Origin of the sequence: Kitasatospora atroaurantiaca, assembly GCF_007828955.1 — a bacterium.
GTDB lineage: Bacteria > Actinomycetota > Actinomycetes > Streptomycetales > Streptomycetaceae > Kitasatospora > Kitasatospora atroaurantiaca.
The window spans coordinates 5,166,112-5,191,148 of the sequence record NZ_VIVR01000001.1 but is presented as its reverse complement, the minus strand read 5'-3'; the positions used below and the strand labels follow the sequence as shown (position 1 = coordinate 5,191,148).

Below are 25,037 nucleotides of genomic sequence, written 5' to 3'. Positions count from 1 at the left end.
TGAGTCAGATGAGCCAGGCCGCACAGAACCTGAACTGGCTGATCACCAATTTCGTGGACAACACCCCCGGGGTGTCCCACACAGTGGTGGTCTCCGCCGACGGTCTCCTGCTCGCGATGTCCGAAGGCTTCCCCCGGGACCGCGCCGACCAGCTCGCCGCAGTCGCCTCCGGCCTCACCTCGCTGACCTCGGGCGCGTCCCGGATCTTCGAGGGCGGCGACGTCAACCAGACCGTCGTCGAAATGGAGCGCGGCTTCCTCTTCCTCATGGCGGTCAGCGACGGCTCCTCCCTCGCCGTCCTCGCCGCCCCCGACTCCGACATCGGCCTCGTCGGCTACGAAATGGCACTCCTCGTCGACCGCGCCGGCGCCGTCCTCACCCCCGCTCTTCGCGCAGAACTTCAGGGCAGCCTGCTGCACTGACCAAACGACCCCCCGATGCGCCGGGCTGACCGACCAGGTCCGGCGCCCCGTCTCCAGCCGCCCTCCGGGGCGGCTGACACCGCCTCAGCTGGCACTCACCCAGCTGGAACCTGCTGCGGACGGCTGCAGCACAAGGAGGACTCATGACCCCGCCCCCGACACCCGCCGGCTACGGCAGCGGGTACGGCAGTGGCTATGGCGGCCAGCAGGCCGGTGGTGGCTACGGCGGCCAGCAGTCCGACGGCTACGAGCAGCAGCCGCTGGTTCGCCCGTACGCGATGACCGGTGGCCGCACCCGGCCGCGCTACCAGCTGGCGATCGAGGCGCTGATCTCGACCACCGGTTCGGCGGAGCGCACCGGCGGCCTGCTGCCGGAGCACGCGCGGATCGTGAACCTCTGCCGCGACGTCAAGTCCGTGGCGGAGATCTCCGCACTGGCCGGTGTACCGCTCGGGGTCGCCCGCATTCTCGTCGCCGACCTGGCCGAGGCCGGTCTCGTCGCCATCCACCAGCCCGCCGCCGGAGGCGAATCCGGCAACCAGCCCGACGTCACGCTGCTCGAAAGGGTCCTCAGTGGACTTCGCAAGCTCTAACGCGGCGCCCAGCCGCGCCACCACCTCCGCGAAGATCGTCGTCGCAGGCGGCTTCGGCGTCGGCAAGACCACCCTCGTCGGTGCCGTCTCCGAGATCAACCCGCTGCGGACCGAAGCCGTCATGACCTCTGCCTCGGCAGGCATCGACGACCTCACCCACACCGCGGGCAAGACGACGACCACCGTCGCCATGGACTTCGGCCGAATCACCCTCGACGAAGACCTGATCCTCTACCTCTTCGGCACCCCCGGCCAGGACCGCTTCTGGTTCATGTGGGACGACCTCGTCCGCGGCGCCATCGGCGCCGTCGTCCTGGTCGACACCCGCCGCCTCGCCGACTGCTTCCCGGCACTCGACTACTTCGAGAACAGCGGACTGCCGTTCGTCGTCGCCCTCAACGGCTTCGACGGCCACCAGCCCCACACCGCCGACGAGGTCCGCGAAGCCCTCCAGCTCGGCCCCGACACCCCGGTCATCGCGCTCGACGCCCGCCGTCGGGACAGCGCCAAGAGCGCCCTCATCACCCTCGTCGAACACGCGCTGCTGGCCCGCCTGCGCTAAGGGCGAACCCGAGGGGGCGCGGGGAACTGCGCGATCAGCGCACGACGTAGTGCACGGTTGATCGCGCAGTTCTCCGCGCCCCCGTTGGGTTGCCCGCTTGCGTCAGCTGCTCGGGTCGAGGCCCGCGCGGAGCAGCCCGTAGGTGTAGGCGTCCTCAAGTGCCAGCCAGGAGGCGGCGATCACGTTGTCCGCGACGCCGACGGTGGACCAGGTGGCGGTGGAGTCGGTGCTCTCGATCAGCACGCGGGTCTTGGAGCCGGTGCCGTGCTGGCCCTCCAGGATGCGGACCTTGTAGTCCACCAGCTCCATCTTGGCCAGCTGCGGGTAGATGTGTTCCAGCGCGGCACGCAGAGCCCTGTCGAGCGCGTCGACCGGGCCGTTGCCCTCGCCGGTGGCGATCCTGCGCTCACCCTTGGCCCAGAGCTTGACGGTCGCCTCGTTCCCCGCCAGACCGTCCGGCTGCTGCTCGCTGATGGTGCGCCAGGACTCCAGGGTGAAGAAGCGCTCGCGGGTGCCCCGCACCTCGTCGCGGAGCAGCAGCTCGAAGGAGGCGTCGGCGGCCTCGTAGGTGAAGCCCAGGTTCTCCTGCTCCTTGACCTTGGCGACCACCCGGCCGACCAGGTCGCGGTCGGCGGAGAGGTCGTAGCCGAGCTCCTTGCCCTTGAGCTCGATGGAGGCCCGGCCGGCCATGTCGGAGACCAGCATCCGCATGGTGTTGCCGACCAGCTCCGGGGCGATGTGCTGGTACAGGTCCGGGTCGACCTTGATGGCCGAGGCGTGCAGGCCCGCCTTGTGGGCGAAGGCGGAGAAGCCGACGTACGGCTGGTGGGTGGACGGCGCGAGGTTGACCACCTCGGCGATCGCGTGCGAGATCCGGGTCATCTCGGCGAGCCTGCCCTCCGGGAGGACCTGCTTGCCGTACTTGAGCTCCAGGGCCCCGACCACCGGGAATAGGTTGGCGTTGCCGACCCGCTCGCCGTAGCCGTTGGCGGTGCACTGGACGTGGGTGGCACCGGCGTCCACGGCGGCCAGGGTGTTGGCGACGGCGCAGCCGGTGTCGTCCTGGGCGTGGATGCCGAGCCGGGCGCCGGTCTGCCGGAGCACGTCGGCGACGATGTCGCGGACGCCGGCCGGGAGCATGCCGCCGTTGGTGTCGCAGAGCACGACCACGTCGGCACCGGCCTGGTGGGCGGTACGGACCACCGAGAGGGCGTACTCGCGGTTGGCCTTGTACCCGTCGAAGAAGTGCTCGCAGTCGATGAAGACCCGGCGGCCCTGGGAGCGCAGGTACTCGACGCTGTCCCGGACCATCTCCAGGTTCTCGTCCAGGGTGGTGCGCAGGGCCAGTTCGACGTGGCGGTCGTGCGACTTGGCCACCAGGGTGACGACGGGTGCGCCCGAGTTGACCAGGGCGGCGAGCTGGGCGTCCTCGGCGGCCTTGCCGCCGGCCCGGCGGGTGGCTCCGAAGGCGACCAGCTGGGCGGTCTGGAGGTCGAGTTCGGCGGCCGCGCGGGCGAAGAACTCGGTGTCACGCGGGTTGGCGCCAGGCCAGCCGCCCTCGATGAAGCCGACGCCGAACTCGTCCAGGTGCCGGGCGATGGTCAGCTTGTCGGCGACGGTGAGGTTGATGCCCTCGCGCTGCGCGCCGTCGCGCAGGGTGGTGTCGAAGACGTGGAAGCTGTCGTCGGGGTGACTCATGGCCCTGGGTTCTCCGTTCGGGGAGTTACTGCTGCTGCCGGGTCGAATCCGGCTCCACTGTCCAGCATCCCGCGCGCTCCCGATGTCCCCGGGCCCCTTGTGGGGGCTCCGGCCGGTCCGGGGAAAACAAAAGACCCCTCGCGGATGCGAGAGGTCTGCGCGCGGGTCTGGACACTGTGGTCACTCCGCATTCGGGTCGTGCGGAGTGGTCACTGCGGACCGGCGCGCCTGCTGCCAATAATGAGCGCGAGCGAGGACACACTCGGAGTCTGGCACACCATCCGGAATCCGGCCCGCACGTTCCGCATCGCGAGACGCGGGGCCTGCTGCGGCGAAGGGCCGACCACCGTCAGGGGCGCGGGGAACTGCGCGAGTCGGAAGGTGACCGCCCGAGCCTTCCGTTTCGCGCAGTTCCCCGCGCCCCTTGTGGTTGGCCGCACTGGCCGGGGTTGGCCGTACTGGCCGGGGTTGGCCCGTCAGACGATGGTGTGGAGCCAGCCGTGGGTGTCCGGGGACTGGCCGCCCTGGACGGCGAGGAGGGTCTTGCGGAGCTCCATGGTGATCGGGCCCGGGTTGCCGTCGGCGACGGTCCAGTCCGCGCGGGCGGACTTGACCGAGCCGACGGGGGTGATGACGGCGGCGGTGCCGCAGGCGAAGACCTCGGTGAGGGTGCCGTCGACGTTGCCCTGCTTCCACTCGTCGGTGGAGATACGGCGCTCCTCGACGGCGTAGCCGAGGTCCGCGGCCATCGTCAGCAGCGAGTCACGGGTGATGCCGGGGAGCAGCGCGCCGGAGAGCTCGGGCGTGACGATGCGGGCGTCCTTGCCCTCGCCGAAGACGAAGTACAGGTTCATGCCCCCCATCTCCTCGATCCACCGGTGCTCGGCGGCGTCGAGCCAGACGACCTGGTCGCAGCCCTTCTCCGCGGCCTGGGCCTGGGCGACCAGCGAGGCGGCGTAGTTGCCGGCGCACTTGGCGGTGCCGGTGCCACCGGGAGCCGCGCGGACGTACTCCTCGGAGAGCCAGACCGAGACCGGCTTGACCCCGCCGGGGAAGTAGGCGCCGGCCGGGGAGGCAATGATCATGAAGAGGTACTCGTTGGCCGGGCGGACACCCAGGCCGACCTCGGTGGCGAACATGAACGGCCGCAGGTAGAGGCTCTGCTCGGGCTCGCTGGGGACCCACGCCTGGTCCTGCTGGACGAGCAGCTCGACGGCCTCGACGAAGGCCTCGGTGGGCAGCTCGGGCATGGCGAGGCGGCGGGCGGAGGCCTGGAAGCGCTCGGCGTTGGCGGTGGGCCGGAAGGTCGCGATGGAGCCGTCGGCCTGGCGGTAGGCCTTGAGGCCCTCGAAGATCGCCTGGCCGTAGTGCAGCGTCATGTTGGCCGGGTCGATCTCGAGCGGCGCGTACGGCGTCAGCTGGGCGTCGTGCCAGCCGCGGCCCTCCGTGTAGCGGATGGTGACCATGTGGTCGGTGAAGACCCGGCCGAAACCGGGATTGGCCAGCCGGGCCTCGCGCTCCGCATCGGACAGCGGGTGAGCGGAGGGCTTGAGGTCGAACGTGATGGGCGCCTGGGTGGGCGTACTCATGACTGTCTGTCCTTCACCGTGGGGTTGGTCCGGGCCTCGCCCACCGGTGATCGAACACACGAAGGCACGGCCCACTGTTGATAGTCGCATCTAGAGGGCCGTGCCGAACAGCTGGCGTCGCAGCTGTGAAGGTGTTGCCGGCCCGTCAGCCGGATACTCGGGCGGCGAGCGCGTCGCCGACCTGCGAGGTGGAACGGGTGCCGGAGCGCTCGGCGAGGTCGGCGGCCACGGCGGCCTCGACCTTGGCCGCCTCGGCGGTGAAGCCGAGGTGCTCCAGCAGCATGGCGACGGACAGCACGGTGGCCGTCGGGTCGGCCTTGCCCTGGCCGGCGATGTCGGGGGCCGAGCCGTGGACCGGCTCGAACATCGACGGGAAGTCGCCGCTGGGGTTGATGTTGCCGGAGGCCGCCAGGCCGATGCCGCCGGTGACGGCCGCGGCGAGGTCGGTCAGGATGTCGCCGAAGAGGTTGTCGGTGACGATCACGTCGAAGCGCTCGGGCTGGGTGACGAAGAAGATCGTCGCGGCGTCGACGTGCAGGTAGTCGGTGGTGACCTCGGGGAACTCCCGGCCGACCTGCTCGAAGATCCGGGTCCACAGGTGGCCGGCGTGGACCAGCACGTTGTTCTTGTGGACCAGCGTCAGCTTCTTGCGCGGACGGGCGGCCGCACGGCGGTACGCGTCGCGGACGACCCGCTCGATGCCGAAGGCGGTGTTGAGGCTGACCTCGGTGGCCACCTCCTGCGGCGTCCCGGTGCGCAGGGTGCCGCCGTTGCCGACGTACGGGCCCTCGGTGCCCTCGCGGACGACCACGAAGTCGATCTTCGGGTCGCCGGCCAGCGGGGACTTCACGCCGGGGAAGAGCTTGCCCGGGCGGAGGTTGATGTGGTGGTCGAAGGCGAAGCGCAGCTTGAGCAGCAGCCCGCGCTCCAGCACACCGGACGGGACGCTCGGGTCGCCGATGGCGCCGAGCAGGATCGCGTCCTGGTTCTTCAGCTCCTCCAGCACACTGTCCGGCAGGGTCTCGCCGGTGCGGTGGTAGAGCCGGGCACCGAGGTCGTACTCGGTGGTCTCGACCTTGACGTCGGCGGGGAGGGCGGCGGCGAGCACCTTGAGGCCCTCGGCCACGACTTCCTGGCCGATGCCGTCACCGGGGATCACTGCGAGACGAAGGCTTCGAGACATGCGGTCGACAGTACTCCGCGTCCCAGAGGCTGACACCTCCATGTCCACTATTCGGACGAACGCGACCGGACCGACGTTCGAGCGAAGCAGGACCATTCGGTAATATCCGACGGGAATTCATGCTTTCTTCACGGGGGATCAAGAAATGGGCAATCCGATCGGCAGACGCCGCGCGCTCTGGCTGACCGGTGGACTACTGGCGGCACCCGCGGCGGGCTACGGCCTCTGGGAGGCCCTCCGCAGCGACGCTTCGCCGTCCGAGCCGGCCCAGGACGCGGTGACGGGGACCGGGCTGGCCCGGGGTACCGGCAGCCTCGGCTTCGTCCATGTGATCGCCCACCCCGACGACAACCTGTACTTCATGAATCCCGACCTCGACCAGTCGGTCGCCTCCGGCGCCGCCTGCGTCACGGTCTGCCTCACCGGCGGCGAGTCCGACGGCCGCAACGTGCTGCACGCCGAGCCGGGCCACGACCGCGTCCGGCCCGACCGCCCCGCCTACACCCGGGCCCGGATCAACGGCCTGGCCGCCGCGTACGCGCTGATGGCCACCGGGGACGAGAACAGCCCGTGGGACGTCCAGCTGGTCAGCTACCTCGACGGCCTGCAGGTCGAGCAGCACACCCTGCGGGCGGCGCCGCAGGTGCAGCTGATCTTCCCGGCGCTGGTCGAGGCCCGGGCGGTGAGCGTGCACCGGCCCGAGAGCCTGCGCGGGCTCTGGCTCGGCGAGACCGGGCGGCTCGCCACCCTGCCGCCCGCGCACAGCGGCCTGCCGGCCGGCGGCGGCTACACCCGCGACCAGCTGATCGGGACGCTGACCGGGATCCTGGACCACGTACGCCCGACGGTGGTCCGCACGCTCGACCCCAACCCGGAGCACTCCCAGCAGCCACCCAAGGGCCACCCCGGCCCGCTCTATCTTGACCACCAGGACCACACCTACTCGGCGTACTTCACCCAGGCGGCCCTCGCCCGGCACTGGGGCGGCGGCAAGGCCCGCGCCGGCTCCGTCGAGAGCTACCTCGGCTACGTGAACGCCGGGCTGCCGCACAACCTGGACCGGGCCGCCGTGGACCGCAAGGTGCGACTGCTGGACGCGTACGGCTGGACGGACAACCGCAACTGCGGCGACCCGGCCGGCTGCGGGGACCGCAAGGTCGGCGGCGGCGCGCTGCGCAACGGCTGGGCGCAGAGCACCCGCCACCGCGCCCCCGGCAGCGGCGACTGGCTGCAGCCGATGGCGGACGGGCGGCTGGCGGCCTTCACCCTGCTGAACGGCTCGGTCGCCTACTGGGTCGAGTCCGGCTCCGGCTGGAGCGGGCCGCACCGGATCGAGGGCGGCGGCCTGGAGGGCCAGCTGCAGGTGCTGCGCCAGGCCGACGGGCGGCTGCGGCTGCTCACGGTCCGTACCGATCCGGCCTTCGAGGAGGCCAGGCACCGGCGCGAGATCGTCACGTGCGTCCAGGTCTCCGCCAGTGACCGGGCCTTCGGCGCCTGGCAGAGCCTGGGCACACCGGACGGCGACGACCCGGTGAAGTCGATGGAGGCCGGGTACCCGCTGGGCCTCGCCCTGCCGGACGGCACCGTGCAGGTCATCGCCCGCACCTGGTCGGGCTCGGTCGGCATACGCACCCTGGACGGTCCCTGGACGGCCCTGACGCTCCCCGCCGAGGCCGGCCAGACCGTCCAGGACGGCCTCGGCGCCGTGGTCGACGCCGACGGCCGCACCCACGTCCTCGCGGCGGGGAAGACCGTCGTGCACTGGGCCTCGGACACCCCTGGAGGCCCGCTCAGACCGGACCGGCCGACCGGCCTGCCGGTGCCCTCCGGCCCGGTCACCGCGCTGCTCGCCGCCGACGGCACGCTTCGGCTCCACTACCGCGAGCCCAAGTCCGCGAAGGTCCTCACCGCCGAGCGCCGGCCCGGCTCGGAGGCCTGGAGGATCACCGGCGAGTCCACACCCCCCGGCGGCTTCGGCCGGGTGGCCGCCACCCCGGGCGCCCTGGCGGTCCGGGACGCCAAGGGCAGGGTCGCCCTCGGACACGGCGGCGACTGGCACCACGGCGGGCCCCTGCTGGCCCACACGCCGACGGTCGGCACCGACGGGCACGGCCGCGCGGTCGCCGCCGCCCTGGGCTGCGACGGCCTGCTGTACGTCGCCCGGCAGGCGGCCAAGGACGGCCCGTTCGGAGCGTGGGCCCAGGTGGCCTGACATCCTGGTGCCCGATCCACCGCAGTGCCCCGATCCACTGCTGTGCCCGATCCACCGACATACCCGCAAGGCAGGAGCCCCGCGCAGTGAGCCAGACCCAGTGAGCCGGACCATCGAAGCCGGCCGGACCGTCGCGACCGGCCCACGCAGGCTCCGCCGTCGCGAGTACGGGGCCGCCGGGCTGGCCGCGGCGCTGTCGACGGGGGCGTACTGCCTGGCGATGGCGGTCCACGGGACGTACCCGTTCGGCTCGCGCTCGCGGGCCGTGAACGACCTCGGCAACCAGTTCGTGCCGTTCCACGCCCACCTCTGGGACCTGATGCACGGCGACAGCACGGGCGACCTGCTGTTCAACTGGAACAGCGGGTACGGCTCCCCCTTCCTCGGGGACTTCGTCACCTACCTGATGAACCCGTTCTCCTGGCTGGTCGGCCTCTTCCCGCGCGACGCCGTGAACTTCCCCGTCTTCCTGGTCACGCTGCTCAGCATCGGGCTCGGCTCCGCCGTGATGACGGTCTTCCTGGGCCGGCTGCACCGGGGCTCACCCTGGCTGCGGGCGCTGCTGGCGGTCGGCTACGGGCTCTGCGCCTGGGTGCTCAACGACGGCTCGCCGGACCCGATGTGGATGTGGGGCCTGGTCTCGCTGCCGCTGGTCAGCCTGGCCTGCGACTGGTGTCTCCGCGAGCGGCGGTGGGTGCTGGGCACCCTCTTCGTGGCGGTGGCCTGGGCCGGAAACTTCTACACCGGCGCGATGGCCACCATCGGCGCCGGCCTGGTGCTGCTGGTGCGGGTGGCGCTGACGCGGCGCCCGCTCCGGGCCCGGCTGCGGGTGCTGGGCCGGGCGGCAGGCATGGTGGTGGTCGGTGTCCTGCTGACCGCCCCCGTGATGTTCGTCAGCCTCAAGGCCAGCAAGGCCTCCCAGCCCGCCCCCCTGGCCCGCTACGACGGCCCGCCCGGCCTGACCGACTACCTGGCGCAGCTGCTGCCCGGCGGCCGCTCGGACCACTCGGTGCCGAACGTCTTCGTCGGCATCCTCGGCCTGGTCCTGGTCGCCTCCCTGCCGTTCAACCGCAAGGTGCGCGCCCGCGAACGGACCCTCTGGTACGTGCTGCTGGTGCTGGTCGGGGCGAGCTTCGTCTGGGAGCCAACCATCCTGCTCTGGCACGGCCTGGCGATCCCCAACGGCAGCTCGTACCGGGCCTCGTTCGTGCTGAGCGGGCTGCTGGTGATGGCCGCCTGGGTCTCGCTCTCGCGCCGCCCCGACCTGTTCGCACTGCTCGGCGGGGCCGGTCTGGTGGCGCTGATCGTGCTGCTCGGGCACGGGCAGAGCTCGGTGCACACCGCCACCTGGGTCCTGGTCACGGCGGGCGGCGCCCTGATGCTCGGCGCGCTGTGGGCACTGGACCGATGGCACGCCGACCGGCGGGCCCAGCGGCTCACCGGCGCGGTCCTGGCGCTGGGCGTACTGGCCGGGGCCACCTACTCGACGTACTCCGTCACCGCGATCCGGGACCGGCTCACCTTCTACCAGCCGAAGACCACGATCAGCTCGCAGTCCCTGGCCGCGTACGACGCGATCCGGCGGGCGGACGACTGGCCGAGGACCCGGACGGACCCGGGCCCGCACGAGTTCGCCAACAACGATCCGCTGCTGCTCGGCGGGGAGGGCGGCTCGTACTACAGCAGCTACCTGCCCGCCGTCACCGCCCAGCTGCTGCACGACCTGGGCGCCGGCTGGTACATCCAGGGCCGCCACACGCTCAGCCCGGCCGACCCGGTCGGACGGGCGCTGCTCGGCGTCACCACCTACCTGGACAGCAGCTCGGCGCCCGAAGGCTTCACCGCCAAGCAGGCCCAGGCCGCCCCGCTGGTCACCGTGCACCCGGGGATCAAGCCGGACACCTCGTCCGTCTGGGCCCGCCAGCAGTCGCTGCTCGGCGCCAAGGTGTACGACATCCCGGAGCTGACCCCGACGGCCGGGCCCAGGCCGACCCTGCACGGCACCAGCGGCTGGTCGATCCCGGCGACGCCCAAGGGCGGCACCTGGACCACCTTCGGCGGGGTCTGCACGCCGGGCAGCACAGCGTTCTTCTACGGGCCGTGGTTCAACGGCACGGTGATGGGCCTGGGCACCAAGTACACGAGCTACGGCAAGCAGCCGATGACGGCGATGCCGATCCGGCTGCTCGGCACGGTGCCCGCCGACGGCAGGGTCCAGGTGCAGCTGCAGGCCGGGGCGGCCGCCCAGGTGCCCGCGCAGCCGGTCGGCTGCCTGGACCAGGGCGCGCTGACCACCGCGCTGGGGCAGCTCAAGGGCGCCACCTCGGTCAGCGCAGGCGGGCACGGCTTCACCGCCGAGCTGCCGGCCGGCTCGACCGGCACCGCCCTGCTCGCCGTCCCTGCCGTCCAGGGCTGGCAGTGCTCGGTGGACGGCGGCGCCCGGAGCGAGGCGCAGTCCGTCCTGGGCATGATCGGGGTGCCGCTCGGCAGCGGCGCCTCCCGGGTCTCCTGCACCTACCGCACCCCCGGGCTGACGGCCGGGCTCGCGGTGAGCGCGGGGGCGCTGGCCGTCCTGGGCGGTGTCGCGCTGGTCACGTCGCTGCGGCGGCGGAGCGTGCCGAAGGGCAGCGCCGCACCGGTACCATCGTGATGATTATCGGGAGTTACGTGGTAGAGCGACCAGCCGCCGTCTGCGTCCAGTGCCGGAGGTGAGCTGGTGCGTCTGTCCATCGTGGTGCCGTGCTTCAACGAAGAGGCCGTGATCGAACTCTTCGACGAGGAGATCCGGCGCAGTCTCGACGACCTGCCCATCGACTACGAGCTCTGCTACGTCGACGACGGCAGTTCCGACGACACCCTGGAGCACCTGCGCAAGCTGGCCGCCCAGCACCCCGGCACCACCCGCTACGTCTCCTTCAGCCGCAACTTCGGCAAGGAGGCCGGCATGCTGGCCGGCCTGCGCGAGGCCACCGGCGACGCCGTCGTCCTGATGGACGCCGACCTGCAGCACCCGCCGGAGCTGATCGAGCGGATGCTGGAGCTCTACGACCGCGGCCACGACCAGGTCATCGCCCGCCGCACCCGCGAGGGCGACAAGGCCGTCCGCAGCGCCGTCAGCCGGCTCTACTACCGCGCGGTCAACAAGTGGGTGGACGTCGAACTCAAGGACGGCGTTGGCGACTTCCGGCTGCTCTCGCGGCAGGCCGTGGACGCGCTGCTCTCGCTGCCGGAGTACAACCGCTTCTCCAAGGGCCTGTTCTCCTGGATCGGCTTCGACACCGTCACCTTCGACTACGAGAACGTGGCCCGTGGCGCCGGCGAGACCAAGTGGCGGTTCGGCGCACTGCTGAACTACGGCATGGACGGGCTGATCTCCTTCAACAACCGCCCGCTGCGGATCGCCATCTACCTGGGCCTGGCCCTGGTCGGGGTGGCCGCGCTGTACGCGGCCTGGATCACCGGCGTGGCGATCGTCGACGGCATCGACTCCCCCGGGTACGTCACCCTCATCGTGGCCATCGTGGGCCTGGGCGGCCTCCAGATGGTGATGCTCGGTCTGATCGGCGAGTACATCGGCCGGATCTACTACGAGACCAAGCGGCGGCCGCACTTCCTGGTGAAGGAGACCAACGCGCCGCGTGCTACCTTCCGGGCCGAGGGCTACCGGCAGGCGGAGGATGAGCGGTGAAGCCGCAGATATGGCAGATCGTCAGGTTCGGCCTGGTGGGCGTGGTCAACACGGCGACCTTCTACGTGCTGTACCTGGCACTGCACCCGTTCCTGCCGTACTTCGCCGCGTTCACGGTCGCGTTCCTGCTGAGCATGGTCGGGTCGTTCTTCATGAACACCTACTTCACCTACCGGACCAAGCCGACCTGGCGTAAGTTCCTGCTCTTCCCGCTGCCCAACATCACCAACTACCTGGTGCAGAGCGGCGGCGTGGTCGCGCTCGTGCAGTGGCTCAAGGTGAACGACCGGATCGCGCCGCTGCTGGCTGCAGCGGTCGCGATCCCGATCACGTTCGTGCTGTCGAAGCTCGTGCTGACCGGCCGCCCCTCAGCGGAGGGTGAGGACCTGCGCCCGGCGCCCGTCCGGGTTGAGATGGTGGACCAGTAGCAGGCGGGTGGTGTCGCCCTGCTTGCGGCGCACCTCCAGGACGGCGCCCGGCTGCTCCGGGGCGAGGATCGCGGCCGGGCCTGCGGCGCCGTTGCGGATGTCCAGCGCCGGGTTCAGCACGTCGATGGCCAGTGTGGGCCGCTCGCCCTGCAGGCCGATCGAGGAGAGGGCGTCCTTGGCACTGGGCGTTCCGCCGAGGTCGAAGCTCGTCCAGAGGCCGTAGCGGATCTTCGCGGTGCTCTGCTTGAGCCCGGGCAGCGCGGCCAGCCGGACCGGGAGGACGACGGTGTCGCCGTCCAGCAGCCCGGTGTCGGTGTCGCCCCAGCGGGCGTTGAGCGGCTGGACGTCCAGCTCCTGGCCGGTCCTGGCGTCCAGGGTCCGGGCCACCAGGACGTCGCTGCCGCGCAGCCGGTCGGCCGTCACGATCACATCGGTCTTGTTGTCCCCGTCGGTGTCCAGCGAGGCCCGGACGGCGAAGCTGCCCACCGGGGTGGCCACCGGGGCCCAGAAGGTCGCGGCGAGGTAGAGGATGCCCTTGTCCAGCGGCTCACCGGTGACGGCCGGGGCGTCGGTCGCGGCGCCGGCCGCCTTGAGGTTGGCGGCACGGTCGCCGGCGCGGGTGACGCACAGGTCGGGGGCCTTGTCGCCGTCCCGGGCGCCCACGGGGCAGTCGGGCCAGCGCGCGCCCTCGCCGCCGAGGGCGAAGGCGCTGACCAGCGCGCCGTCCGCGGCCGGTGCGCCGGTGCCGGTGAGGCTGACCAGGGTGCTGCTCGCCGAGGCACGGGCCTGGGCGCCCGCCGCCAGCTCGGAGGCCGGGCGCGGGGCGGCGAAGAGCGGCACCCGCAGGGCCGGGGCGTCGGTGCCGACCGGCGTCAGCAGCAGCCGCCCGGAGAGCTCGCCCCGGTAGCTGCGGGCCCGGCCGGCCTGGGTGAGGTCGATGGTCGGATCGGGCGCCCGGTCGAGCTGCCCGGGAACGTTCAGGGTGACCTTGACCCGGGCCGTCCCGCCCGCCGGCACGGTCACCTGATCCGGCGACAGCTCGAAGCTCGCACCCCGGAGTTCGGTGGCCGGCAGGTAGCCGGTGGTGTACTCGACCGGCTCGGCCGAGAAGTTCCGGATCTCGACCTCGCGGCTGAGCACCGTCGACCGGGTCACCTGGACCGGGCCGAAGGAGACGCCCACCGCGCCGTCGACCGCGCCCGCCCCCGCCGCGTACGCCACGGCGGGCGTACGGACGGCGATGTCCACCCTGGCACGCCCGGCACCCGTACGCTCCGGTCCGTAGACCGGGCCTGAGTGGTCGTCACCGCGCCAGGTGTCACCGGAGGTGTTCATCAGCGCGGCCTTGACCTCGGCCACCGACCAGCCCGGGTGGGCGGCCCTGACCAGGGCGGCCAGACCGGCGACGTGCGGGGTGGCCATCGAGGTGCCGTCCTCGCGCATGCCACCGCCGCCACTGCCCGCCTTGGCCGACCAGATGGTCTCGCCCGGGGCCGCGACGTCCGGCTTGACGATGCCGGGCAGGCCGAGGCCGCGCGAGGTGAAGACGGCCAGCGTGTCGCTGCGCTGCGGCTGGTCCTGGGCGACCGCGCCGTGCAGCGGGTTGCCCGGGGCAGCCAGCTGGACGCGTACGGCACCCTCGGCCGCCGCCTTGGTGAGCCGCTCACCGTCGGCGCGGGCCAGGATGGCGGCCGGGATGCGGTCGTTGCCCGCGATCTCGCCCAGGTGGTCGCCGTCGGCGGCGAACAGGGTGCCGACCGCGCCGACGTCGGCGGCGTGATCGGCACGGGCGGCGGAGCCGCAGGCCCGGTCGGAGTCCTTGGTCCGCCAGGCGAGGACGGCGACCTTGCCCTTGAGCCGCAGGCCGTCGGCGGCGCTGAAGGCGGTGCAGCCGTCCGACTGGTCGGCGGGCAGCGCGAGCTCGCCGCTGACGTCCTTGGTGGACCAGCCCTGGTACTTGGCGCTCCAGTGGGCCGGGACGAGCCCGGCGAGGGGCTCGGGGGCGAGCACCCGGATGCCGTCGGCGTCGCCGTGCGCGTCCACCGAGGCGGCGACGGCGATGGCGCGCGGAGCCGTCCCGGGGCTGCCGCCGATGCCGTAGACGTCGCCCTCGTTGCCGGCCGCCGCGACCACCACGGTGCCCAGCTCGGCCAGATGGTCGGCGGCGATGGCGTCGGCGTCGTCGGGGTTGCCGAAGCGGCTGCCGAGGGAGAGGTTCACCACGTCGAGACGGTCCGTCAGATCACCGTTGCCGTCGGGGTCCGCGGCCACGTCCAGGGCCTGGGCGAGCTGGTCGGTGGACCCGTCGCAGCCGAAGACCCGGATGGCGTACAGCTTGGCACCGGGGGCGGCGCCCGGGCCTACCTTGAAGCCCGCCGGGTCCAGGCCCGGCCGGTACGGGCCGGTGTAGGGCTTGCCGGCCGAGGTGACGCCGAGGCCGGCCGCGGTGCCCGCGACATGGGTGCCGTGGCCGTTCAGCGCGCAGTCGATCGGGTTGGCATCCGGGTGCGGCACGGGCTGGTAGTGCTCGGCGGAGGGGTCGGGGTTGTAGTCGTCGCCCACCAGGTCCCGGCCGCCGATCACCTTGGCGTTCGGGAAGAGGGCGGCGGGGGCCGGCTTGGCGCCGTCGACGGAGGTGAAGGCCTGCTCGGTGCCCGGGCCGCCGAAATCGGCGTGGGTGTAGTCGATGCCCGAGTCGATGATGCCGATCCTGATGCCCTCGCCGGTGTTTCCGGGGGTGCCGGACCAGACCGCGGGGGCGCCGGTGAGCGGGACGGAGTAGGAGTTGTCCCGCTCCTTGCGGGTGATCACGTGCACCGCCCGGACACCGGGCAGGGTACGCAGCGCGGCCAGCTGCCCGGTCCGGGCGGTCACGGCGAGGCCGGTGAGCAGGGTCCGGGTGCGATAGAGCTCCTGCGCCCCCGGCACGGCGTTGCGGACCGCGCCCGCCAGCTGGTCGAGCGCCCGGCCCGCCCGGCGGTGCTGCTCGGCCCCGGCCTCGGCGGCCGCCCTGTGGACGGCCTCCGGGGAGCGTTGGGCGCGCCGCGCGTCGGCGGCGGCCCGGCGCCAGACGGGAGCGGCGGCCTCGGTGTCCAGTTCGAGCAGGACGCTCCGTGGAGCGTCCGCCCGCCCCTCGGCCTCACCGGGCTCGGCGGAGGCGCCGGTGGGCGGTAGGGCGGCGAGCGCGGCGGAGCCGGCGATCACGGCGAGGGTAATACCGATCCGGGTAGCAGCATGGATGCGCACACGGCCCAAATTAAGATCATCGCGCCGGACGACGCGAGCAGAGTCCCCCTTTAGGGGGCGGTATGCACCCCTGTGGGTGACTGCTCGTCAGGCGTTCGGCGCAGGGGCCCCGACTCAGGCGTCGTGGCCGGTCACGCCGCCGTTGTCGCGGCGGTCCAGGGCGCGCTGGAGCGCGGCGGCGGCGTGCGGGTTGGGCTCGGTGCGCCGGCGGCGGCGGGGGGCCTGGGCGGCGGAGGCGGGGGTGGCGTGACGGTCTGCGGTGGGGGGCATACCGGACTCCTTGGATTCATTGCACACACGGGTGCTGAGGGTGGGGAGGTCAAGAGGTGTCGCGCGAAGCGCGCCGCAAAAAGGGTGGCGGCGGGTGACGGGTGGGCACGCCGGCAGGGGTCGCCTGCCATGCTGCGTACGGCACACACGGGCCACGCGCCCCCCGCTGGGAGGGGTGGCTCACCGTATGGCTCTTTCAAGGTACGACGCCCGGCGGGCGCTGTCTGCACGAATAGTTGGATTTCCTAGTATCTGAGACGAGAGTCACCCGGTACGCGTAGAGCCCGGGCCGCCGAAGCGGTCCGGGCTCTACGGGACTGGTCTGACTGCAGGTCAGCCGAGGTTCACCGAGCGGGCGAACTTGGCGCCGATCGCGGCGGCGATCTCGGCCAGGACCTCCTGGGAGACCTCGGTGTCCACGGTGATCGAGGCCAGCGCGCCCTCGCCGTCACGGGCGACCTGCATGCCCGCGATGTTGATGCCCGCGTCGCCCAGGATGCGGCCGAGGGTGCCGACCACGCCGGGGCGGTCCTCGTACTTGAAGAAGGCCATGTGGTCGGTGAGGGCCACGTCCACGTCGAAGGCGTCCACGCCGACGATCTTCTGGGTCTGCTTCGGGCCGGAGAGCGTGCCGGAGATGGCGATCTCGCCGCCGTCGGCCAGCGTGCCGCGCACGGTGATCACGTTGCGGTGCTCGGGGCTCTCGCTGCTGGTCGTCAGGCGGACCTCGACGCCGCGCTCCTGCGCGAACAGCGGGGCGTTGACGTACGACACCGTCTCGGCCACGACGTCCTCGAACACGCCCTTGAGGGCGGAGAGCTCGAGCACCTTCACGTCGTGCTGGGTGATCTCGCCGCGGACCTCGACGTCCAGGCGGACGGCGACCTCGCCGGCCAGCGCGGTGAAGATCCGGCCGAGCTTCTCGGCCAGCGGGAGACCGGGACGCACGTCCTCGGCGATGACGCCGCCCTGGACGTTCACGGCGTCCGGTACGAGCTCACCGGCCAGCGCGAGGCGGACGGACTTGGCGACGGCGATGCCGGCCTTCTCCTGGGCCTCGTCGGTGGAGGCGCCCAGGTGCGGGGTGGCGACCACGTTGTCGAAGCCGAACAGCGGGGAGTCGGTGCACGGCTCCTTGGCGTACACGTCCAGGCCCGCGCCGGCCACCCGGCCGTCACGCAGGGCACTGGCGAGCGCGGCCTCGTCCACGATGCCGCCGCGGGCGGCGTTGACGATGCGCACGGTCGGCTTGACCTTGTGCAGCGCCTCGTCGCCGATCAGGCCGATCGTCTCGGGGGTCTTCGGGAGGTGGACGGTGATGAAGTCCGAGACCTCGAGCAGCTCCTCCAGGGAGACCAGCTTGACGCCCATCTGGGCGGCGCGGGCGGCCTGGATGTAGGGGTCGTACGCGACGATCTTCATGCCGAAGGCGGACATCCGCTGGGCGACCAGCACGCCGATCCGGCCGAGGCCGACGACGCCGAGGACCTTCTCGGAGAGCTCGACGCCGGTGTACTTGTTGCGCTTCCACTCGCCCTGCTTGAGCGCCGCGTTGGCGGGCGCGATGTGCCGGGCGCTGGCGATCAGCAGACCGCAGGCGAGCTCGGCGGCGGTGACGATGTTGGAGGTCGGCGCGTTGACGACCATCACGCCGGCCTTGGTGGCGGCGGAGACGTCGACGTTGTCGAGGCCGACGCCGGCGCGGGCGACGACCTTGAGCTTCTTGGCGGCGGCCAGCGCCTCCGCGTCCACCTTGGTGGCGCTGCGGATCAGGATGGCGTCCACGTCCGCGATGGCGGTCAGCAGCTCCGTGCGGTCCGCCCCGTTGCAGTGGCGGATCTCGAAGTCGGGGCCCAGCGCGTCTACGGTGGCGGGCGACAGCTCTTCGGCGATGAGTACTACGGATTTGCTCACGACAGTGTGTCCTTAACTGTCCGGTTCTCCCCGGTCCATGGGCACGGTAGGTGGCGTGACCAGCGGGGGAAGGTGGCATGCCGCGTAGCTAGACGCACGACGCTGTGGGCCTGACGCGCACTCGGAAGTGTATCGACGGGCAGCGGGCCGGGCTGCTCCCGTCCGGCGAAATCACTCGGACGGGATCAGCCTAGCCGGATAAATCGAAGAGAACTGGAGTGTGAGTGGAGCAGGCCCGGGCACGGACCTGCTCCACCAAGGCAGTTACGCCTCCTCGTCGACCCAGCTCATCAGCTTGCGGAGCTTCTTGCCGGTGGTCTCCAGCAGGTGCTCCGAGTCGGCGGTCTTGTACTCGTTGTACTTCGGCAGGCCCGCCTTGTACTCGGCGATCCAGGTGTTGGCGAAGGTGCCGTCCTGGATCTCGGCGAGGACCTTCTTCATCTCGGCCTTGGTGTCGGCGGTGATGATGCGCGGGCCGGTGACGTAGTCGCCCCACTCGGCGGTCTCCGAGATGGACCAGCGCATCTTCTCCAGGCCGCCCTCGTACATCAGGTCGACGATGAGCTTCAGCTCGTGCAGGCACTCGAAGTAGGCGATCTCCGGCTGGTAGCCGGCCTCGACCAGGGTCTCGAAACCGGCCTTGACCAGGGCGGCGGTGCCACCGCAGAGGACGGCCTGCTCACCGAACAGGTCGGTCTCGGTCTCCTCGGTGAAGGTGGTCTTGATGACGCCGGCCTTGGTCGCGCCGATGCCCTTGGCGTACGAGAGCGCCAGGTCGAAGGCCTTGCCGGTGGCGTCCTGCTCGACGGCGACGATCGCGGGGACACCGCGACCCTCCTCGTACTGGCGGCGGACCAGGTGGCCCGGGCCCTTCGGGGCGACCATGCAGACGTCGACGTCGGCCGGCGGGGTGATGAAGCCGAAGCGGATGTTCAGGCCGTGGCCGAAGAACAGGGCGTCGCCCGCCTTCAGGTTCGGGGCGATGGACTCCGTGTAGACGTCGGCCTGGATCGGGTCCGGCACCAGGATCATGATGACGTCGGCCTCGGCCGCGGCCGTGGACGGGTCGGTCACGCGCAGGCCGGCCTCCTCCGCCTTGGCACGGGACTTGGAGCCCTCCAGGAGACCGACGCGGACGTCCACGCCCGAGTCGCGCAGCGACAGCGCGTGGGCGTGGCCCTGGCTGCCGTAGCCGATGACCGCGACCTTGCGGCCCTGGATGATGGACAGGTCGGCGTCGTCTTCGTAGAACAGCTCGGCCACGGGGGCACATCTCCTTGCGTGGTGGTGTTGCCGGTGCGTACCTACGGTACGTGGACCCGGCTGGGTGTGGGGCGTTGCTTCAGGGGGTGAGACAGCTGTGTCGGGGCGCAGTGCCTACGCGCTGCGGTCGAGGGCCCGCAGCGACCGGTCGGTGATCGAACGGGCGCCGCGCCCGATCGCCACCAGGCCGGACTGGACGAGCTCCTTGATGCCGTACGGCTCCAGCATCCGGAGCATCGCCTCCAGCTTGTCGGAGCTGCCGGTGGCCTCGATGGTCACGGCGTCCGGCGACACGTCAACTGTCTTGGCGCGGAACAGCGACACGATCTCGACGATCTGCGAGCGGGTCTCGGCGTCGGCGCGGACCTTGACCAGGACCAGCTCCCGCTGGATCGCAGCGGACTGGTCGAGCTCGACGATCTTTATCACGTTGACCAGCTTGTTCAGCTGCTTGGTGACCTGCTCGAGCGGGAGGTCCTCGACGTTGACGACGATCGTCATCCGGGAGATGTCCGGGTGCTCGGTCGGGCCGACGGCGAGGGAGTCGATGTTGAAACCCCGACGGGAGAACAGGGCGGCGATGCGGGCGAGCACGCCGGGCTTGTTCTCGACCAGGACGGAGAGGGTGTGCTTGGACATGGTGGTCATGACTCTCTATCGGATGGTCGGGGCTCTTAGTCGAGGTCGTCGCCGAAGTCCGGGCGCACGTCCCGGGCGGCGAGGATCTCGTCGTTGCTGGTGCCGGCCGCGACCATCGGCCAGACCATGGCGTCCTGGTGAACGATGAAGTCGATGACCACCGGGCGGTCGTTGATCGCCATCGCCTGCTCGATCACCGCGTCCAGGTCCTCCGGACGCTCGCAGCGCAGACCGACGCAGCCCATCGCCTCCGACAGCAGCACGAAGTCCGGGATCCGGGTGCCCTGGGCCGGCGGCTCCTTGCCGTCGTGCTCGGGGCCCGCGTGCAGCACGGTGTTGGAGTAGCGCTGGTTGTAGAAGAGGGTCTGCCACTGGCGGACCATGCCCAGCGAGCCGTTGTTGATGACGGCGACCTTGATCGGGATGTTGTTCAGCGCGCAGGTGACCAGCTCCTGGTTGGTCATCTGGAAGCAGCCGTCACCGTCGATCGCCCAGACCACGGCCTCCGGCTTGCCCGCCTTGGCGCCCATCGCCGCCGGGACGGCGTAGCCCATGGTGCCCGCGCCGCCGGAGTTCAGCCAGGTGGCGGGCTTCTCGTAGTTGATGAACTGCGAGGCCCACATCTGGTGCTGGCCGACGCCCGCCGCGTAGATCGCGTCCGAGCCGACGATCTGGCCGATCCGCTCGATCACCTGCTGCGGGGAGAGCTCGCCCTCGGGGGCGGGCTCGTAGCCGAGCGGGTAGGTCTTCTTCCACTCGTTGAGCTTGACCCACCAGTCGCCGTAGTCGGCCTTGTGACCGGCGTCGAACTCGGCCTGGACGGCGACGATCAGGTCGGCGATCACCTCGCGGGCGTCACCGACGATCGGCACGTCCGCCGGACGGTTCTTGCCGATCTCCGCCGGGTCGATGTCGGCGTGGACGACCTTGGCGTACGGGGCGAAGCTGTCCAGCTTGCCGGTGACGCGGTCGTCGAAGCGCGCGCCGAGGGTGAAGAGCAGGTCGGCCTTCTGCAGCGCGGTGACGGCCGGGACGGAGCCGTGCATGCCCGGCATGCCCAGGTGCTGCGGGTGGCTGTCCGGGAAGACGCCGAGCGCCATCAGGGTGGTGACGACCGGGGCGCCGGTCAGCTCGGCGAGGATCCGCAGCTCGGCCGAGGCGTGGGCCTTGAGCACACCGCCGCCGACGTACAGCACCGGCTTCTTCGCGCTGACCAGCATCTTCGCGGCCTCGCGGATCTGCTTGGCGTGCGGCTTGGTGACCGGGCGGTAGCCGGGCAGCGAGGTCTCCACCGGCCAGCGGAAGGTGGTGGTGGCCTGCAGCGCGTCCTTGGCGATGTCGACCAGGACCGGGCCCGGGCGGCCGGTGGCGGCGATGTGGAAGGCCTCGGCGATCACGCGGGGGATCTCGGCCGGGTCGGTGACCAGGAAGTTGTGCTTGGTGATCGGCATCGTGATGCCGCAGATGTCCGCCTCCTGGAAGGCGTCGGTGCCGATCGCCTTGGAGGCGACCTGGCCGGTGATCGCGACCATCGGGACGGAGTCCATGTAGGCGTCGGCGATCGGCGTCACCAGGTTGGTCGCGCCCGGGCCCGAGGTGGCCATACAGACACCGACCCGGCCGGTGGCCTGGGCGTAACCGGTGGCGGCGTGGCCCGCGCCCTGCTCGTGGCGGACCAGGATGTGGCGCACCTTCTGCGAGTCCATCAGCGGGTCGTACGCGGGAAGGATGGCCCCGCCCGGGATGCCGAAGACGGTGTCCGCGCCTACGGCCTCCAGCGAGCGGATGAGCGACTGCGCGCCGGTCATCGTCTCGACGATGGTCTGGGGACCCGGAGCGTGGGCGGCCGGGTTGTCCCCGCGGCGGGGGGTAGCGGCGTGCTCAGTCATCTGCCTGTCTCTTCTCGGGTTCTGCCGGCCCTGGCGGTGAGGGTTCCCGGGCCGGTATCCGGCTCTGCCTCAATCGTCCGCCCAAAACTGACAAATGGGAGGGGCCGGACGGTCAAGGCCAGTGGTCTTGCGGTTTTTAAGCAGTTCCAGTGCAACAAAAAACCCCTCGTGCCCAGGGCATGCGAGGGGTGGCGCGTCGGTCTGCTTCAGCCGACGCGCCCGCCAAGTACGAGAATTCGGGTGCGCATGGCACCGACCTTCCTCCCCGGCGGTATCGAGTGTCAAGCGGGTGGGACGGAGGTCTCACCATGCGGACCGGTGAACGGACCGGTCACCGCACGCCGTTCGGGCAGGTCGGAGGCCCCGTGATGGTGTACGACCCGCCCCGGACCGGGCTCCGGACGGCCACCCGAACGGGTGTCTGCCGACAGGTACGCGCGGCGCGCCGAGAGCGTCCCCATCGGCCTCGGCAGCGGGTACACCCGGCGGGCCAGGGCGCGGCGCAGCCGGTGCTCGTCCAGCGGCTGGGCGAAGGCCAGCCCCTGGCCCTGGCGGCACCCCAGCTCCTGCAGGGTGGCCACCTGCCGGGGCTGGTCGACGCCCTCCGCCACGGTCACCAGGCCCAGGTCCCGGCCGAGCCGCAGCGCGTGCCCGGCCAGCGCCCTGGTCAGGGCGGAGTCGGCGACGTCCTGGACCAGGCTGCGGTCCAGTTTCAGAGCGTCGAACGGGAGCCTGGCGAGTGCCCCGAGCGAGCCGCTGCCGGCGCCGAAGCCCGCGACGGCGGTGGACACCCCGTGCCGCCGCAGCGCGGCCAGCCGGCGGCCGAGCTCGTCCGCGGCGGCGTCCGGACCGGTCCGGGCCAGCTCGATCACCAGGTGCTCGGCGGGCAGCCCGGTCTCCCGGAGGATGGTCACGATGGTCTCGTACATGCCGGGCGCGCAGAGCCGCTCGGCGGTCAGCCGGACCGAGACGGGGACGGGGACGGACCGGGGCCTGGCCAGCGCGTTGCGGCGGGCGGCGGCCGTGGTGACCGCCTCCTGGAGCATCCAGCGGGCGAAGCGTGTCGCCGCGTCGCCCTGCTCGGCGGTACGCAGGAACTCGGCCGGGGTGAGCAGCAGCCCCTGGGCGGAGCGCCAGCGGGCCTGCGCCTCGACGGAGGTCACCGCACCGGTGGTGAGGTCGACCACCGGCTGGTGGAGCAGGGTGAAGCTGCCCTCCCGGACGGCGAGGCGCAGCCGCTCCTCCAGCTCGGTACGGCGGTCCAGCTCGGCCCGCATGGCCGGGGTGTAGAGCACCACCCGGCCCTTGCCCTGGGACTTGGCCCGGTACATCGCGAGGTCGGCGTTGCGCATCAGCTCGTCGGTCGCGGCCTTCGGGTCGGCGTCCGGTGCGTGGTCGCGCGGGCCGAAGGCGATGCCGATGCTGGCCGCGACGCCCAGCTCGGCGCCGCCGATCCAGTACGGCTGGGAGAGCGCGGAGCGCAGCCGCTCGGCGAGTTCGTGGACCTGGGAGCGGCCGAGCCGCCCGCAGACCAGCGCGGCGAACTCGTCCCCGCCGAACCGGGCGACGGTGTCCCCGGACCGTACGGCGCCCTGGAGCCGGCGGGCGGCCTGGACCAGGAGCTCGTCCCCCACCTGGTGACCGGCGGTGTCGTTGACGGCCTTGAAGCCGTCCAGGTCGAGGAAGAGCACGGCCACCGTGGCGTCGTCGCCGCCGGGGTGCGGGCGGGCGCCGTCGGTGCCGCCGAGCGCGGCCCGCACCCGCTGGGTGAACAGCGCGCGGTTCGGCAGGTCGGTGAGCGGGTCGTGGAAGGCGTTGTGCTGCAGCTGGGCCTGCAGTATGACGCGCTCGGTGACGTCGCGGCTGTTGAGGATCAGGCCGTCCCGGTAGCGGTTGACGGTGGACTCCACGTGCAGCCACTCGCCGCCGCCGGAGCGGACCCGGCACTCGACCCGGGCCGAGGGCTCGCTGCCGCCGTCGGCGCCCCGACGGCCGTGGTTCTTCGCCAGCAGGCGCCGGACCTCCATCAGCACCCGGTCCACGTCGTCGGGGTGGACGAGGTTGAGCAGGTTGCCGCCGACCAGTTCCTCGGGATCCCGGCCGTAGACGCCCAGGGCGGCCGGGCTGACGTACGAGAGGACGCCGTTGGCGCCCGCGATCATGATGACGTCGCTGGAACCCTGCACCAGGGAGCGGAAGTGCGCCTCCTTGTGGGCCAGCTCCTGGGCGAGCGAGAGGTTGTCCAGCAGCATCACGCCCTGGCGCAGGATCAGCGCCAGGCCCACGGTGCACGCCGCCGCGATCACCACCCGGTCCAGCGGGCGGCCGCCCAGGGCGTTGTAGAGGATGCCGGCGGTGCAGACGGCCGCCGCGGCGTAGGGGGTGAGGGCGCTGAAGGTCGAGGCGACCCGGCGGCGCGGGGCACCGCCGGCCGAGGGGTGCTCGCGGCTCGGGCGGCGGCGCCGTCGCGGCGACCAGGGGGCCCAGGCGAGCAGCACGCTGCCGGCGAACCAGCCCGCGTCCAGCAGCTCGCCCGAGTGGTAGCTGCTGCGCAGCTCGGGCGAGGTGAAGAGGGCGTCGCAGACCACCGTGACGGCGAGCCCGACCATGGCGGTGTGGACGGCCGCGCGGTTGCCGTCCCGGCTGCGGAAGCGCAGCCCGACGACCAGGCTGACCAGCAGGATGTCCAGCACCGGGTAGGCCAGTCCGAGGGCCAGCCGCAGCGGGTCGTCGCCCTCCCCGGCGGCCACCCGGCCCAGCGCCAGGCTCCAGCTGAGGGTGAAGAGCGAGCCGGCCACCAGCCAGCCGTCCAGCAGCAGGCAGAGCCAGCCGGCCGCGGTGCGGGGGCGCTGGGCGAGCACCATCAGGCCGGTGATGGCGAGCGGGGCGAAGAGCAGGAAGGCGTACTCGGCCGGCGAGTCCTCGGGCAGCGGGGTGCGGAGCACCACCTCGTACCAGCCCCAGGTGCCGTTGCCGAAGGCCACCATGGACGAGGAGAGGCCGAACAGCAGCCAGGCGGGTCGGGTCGGGCCGCCGACCGTGCAGCCGTACAGCAGGCAGGAGAGCGCGGCGGCGAGGGCGGCCCCCGCCAGGCCGAAGTCACCCATGAAGAGGGCGAGGCCGGGTGAGCCCCAGCCGAGTGCGGCGCCCAGCGCGAAGCCGAGGCAGAGGAGCGCGACGAGTGCGCCGGGGAGCCTGCCGCTGCGGGCGAAGCCGCCTGCCCAGGTCCCGGGCGGGGGCGGGGCTGCCAGCACCGCATCGGTGGAGTTCACTCGACATCTCCCCCTCCAGCCCGGGGCCTGTTCGCGACCCGGGCCTCGGCTGTGCCGCCGCGCGAAGTGACCTGACGTCACGTCATTGCAGCATCCCCGTTGGCTGGTTCCGGCACCCACGGGGCCGGCGAACGGAGTGGATCCGTCGCGCCGTACCGGTGTTCCCACC

Annotated in this window: 17 protein-coding genes; 7 read left to right on the top strand and 10 right to left on the bottom strand. The window is 71.9% G+C overall.

The features are described from left to right. The first annotated feature begins 8 nt into the window (after positions 1-8). The 3 genes from FB465_RS23615 to FB465_RS23605 all read left to right on the top strand — a co-directional run bounded on the left by FB465_RS23615 (position 9) and on the right by FB465_RS23605 (position 1,577). Positions 9-422, top strand: coding sequence for a roadblock/LC7 domain-containing protein (locus FB465_RS23615; protein WP_057232378.1), 414 nt, complete (start codon positions 9-11; stop codon positions 420-422). 143 nt (positions 423-565) lie between these two features. Further along, positions 566-1,015 carry a DUF742 domain-containing protein gene (locus FB465_RS23610; protein ID WP_145793574.1) on the top strand — a complete coding sequence of 150 codons (450 nt, stop codon included), beginning with the start codon at positions 566-568 and terminating at the stop codon, positions 1,013-1,015. Further along, positions 996-1,577, top strand: coding sequence for a GTP-binding protein (locus FB465_RS23605; protein WP_145793572.1), 582 nt, complete (start codon positions 996-998; stop codon positions 1,575-1,577). The genes FB465_RS23610 and FB465_RS23605 overlap by 20 nt, the downstream gene beginning before the upstream one ends. Positions 1,578-1,679: 102 nt before the next feature. Here the strand turns inward: FB465_RS23605 and cimA are convergent, their stop codons facing one another. From cimA to FB465_RS23590, 3 genes are all read right to left on the bottom strand, one after another. Beyond that, positions 1,680-3,275: a citramalate synthase gene (cimA, locus tag FB465_RS23600; RefSeq protein WP_145793570.1), complete on the bottom strand. Its 1,596-nt coding sequence runs from the start codon at positions 3,273-3,275 to the stop codon at positions 1,680-1,682. Between the two features lie 476 nt (positions 3,276-3,751). After that, entirely contained in the window at positions 3,752-4,864 is a 1,113-nt protein-coding gene (locus tag FB465_RS23595) for a branched-chain amino acid aminotransferase (protein ID WP_145793567.1), read from the bottom strand. A gap of 145 nt (positions 4,865-5,009) precedes the next feature. Continuing rightward, positions 5,010-6,047 carry a 3-isopropylmalate dehydrogenase gene (locus tag FB465_RS23590; protein ID WP_145793566.1) on the bottom strand — a complete coding sequence of 346 codons (1,038 nt, stop codon included), beginning with the start codon at positions 6,045-6,047 and terminating at the stop codon, positions 5,010-5,012. A gap of 145 nt (positions 6,048-6,192) precedes the next feature. Here FB465_RS23590 and FB465_RS23585 point away from each other — a divergent pair, with 145 nt between their 5' ends. From FB465_RS23585 to FB465_RS23570, 4 genes are all read left to right on the top strand, one after another. Continuing rightward, positions 6,193-8,259, top strand: coding sequence for a PIG-L family deacetylase (locus tag FB465_RS23585; RefSeq protein WP_145793564.1), 2,067 nt, complete (start codon positions 6,193-6,195; stop codon positions 8,257-8,259). Between the two features lie 100 nt (positions 8,260-8,359). Beyond that, positions 8,360-10,909: a YfhO family protein gene (locus FB465_RS23580; RefSeq protein ID WP_145793562.1), complete on the top strand. Its 2,550-nt coding sequence runs from the start codon at positions 8,360-8,362 to the stop codon at positions 10,907-10,909. A gap of 66 nt (positions 10,910-10,975) precedes the next feature. Further along, complete coding sequence (locus FB465_RS23575) at positions 10,976-11,947, top strand: glycosyltransferase family 2 protein (RefSeq protein WP_145793559.1); 972 nt, start codon at positions 10,976-10,978, stop codon at positions 11,945-11,947. Then, positions 11,944-12,375 (top strand): GtrA family protein, encoded by a 432-nt coding sequence (locus tag FB465_RS23570; RefSeq protein WP_145793556.1) that lies wholly within the window; start codon positions 11,944-11,946, stop codon positions 12,373-12,375. Before FB465_RS23575 ends, FB465_RS23570 begins: the two co-directional genes overlap by 4 nt. On the opposite strand, the gene FB465_RS23565 is transcribed toward FB465_RS23570, so the two are convergent. The 7 genes from FB465_RS23565 to FB465_RS23540 all read right to left on the bottom strand — a co-directional run bounded on the left by FB465_RS23565 (position 12,316) and on the right by FB465_RS23540 (position 24,868). Beyond that, positions 12,316-15,579 (bottom strand): S8 family peptidase, encoded by a 3,264-nt coding sequence (locus tag FB465_RS23565; RefSeq protein ID WP_145793554.1) that lies wholly within the window; start codon positions 15,577-15,579, stop codon positions 12,316-12,318. The two genes, FB465_RS23570 and FB465_RS23565, sit on opposite strands and share 60 nt — an antisense overlap. 156 nt (positions 15,580-15,735) lie before the next feature. Then, a complete protein-coding gene (locus FB465_RS35960; RefSeq protein ID WP_170290675.1) occupies positions 15,736-15,891 on the bottom strand; it encodes a hypothetical protein in 156 nt (51 codons plus the stop codon). Between the two features lie 333 nt (positions 15,892-16,224). Next, positions 16,225-17,805 (bottom strand): phosphoglycerate dehydrogenase, encoded by a 1,581-nt coding sequence (serA, locus tag FB465_RS23560; RefSeq protein ID WP_145793553.1) that lies wholly within the window; start codon positions 17,803-17,805, stop codon positions 16,225-16,227. Between the two features lie 264 nt (positions 17,806-18,069). Further along, positions 18,070-19,068, bottom strand: coding sequence for a ketol-acid reductoisomerase (ilvC, locus tag FB465_RS23555; protein WP_145793551.1), 999 nt, complete (start codon positions 19,066-19,068; stop codon positions 18,070-18,072). Between the two features lie 114 nt (positions 19,069-19,182). Then, a complete protein-coding gene (ilvN, locus tag FB465_RS23550; protein WP_145797546.1) occupies positions 19,183-19,707 on the bottom strand; it encodes an acetolactate synthase small subunit in 525 nt (174 codons plus the stop codon). Positions 19,708-19,742: 35 nt separating this feature from the next. Beyond that, positions 19,743-21,596, bottom strand: a complete 1,854-nt coding sequence (locus tag FB465_RS23545) for an acetolactate synthase large subunit (RefSeq protein ID WP_145793549.1) — start codon at positions 21,594-21,596, stop codon at positions 19,743-19,745. Between the two features lie 281 nt (positions 21,597-21,877). After that, positions 21,878-24,868, bottom strand: coding sequence for a putative bifunctional diguanylate cyclase/phosphodiesterase (locus FB465_RS23540; RefSeq protein ID WP_246192803.1), 2,991 nt, complete (start codon positions 24,866-24,868; stop codon positions 21,878-21,880). Positions 24,869-25,037 lie beyond the last annotated feature (169 nt).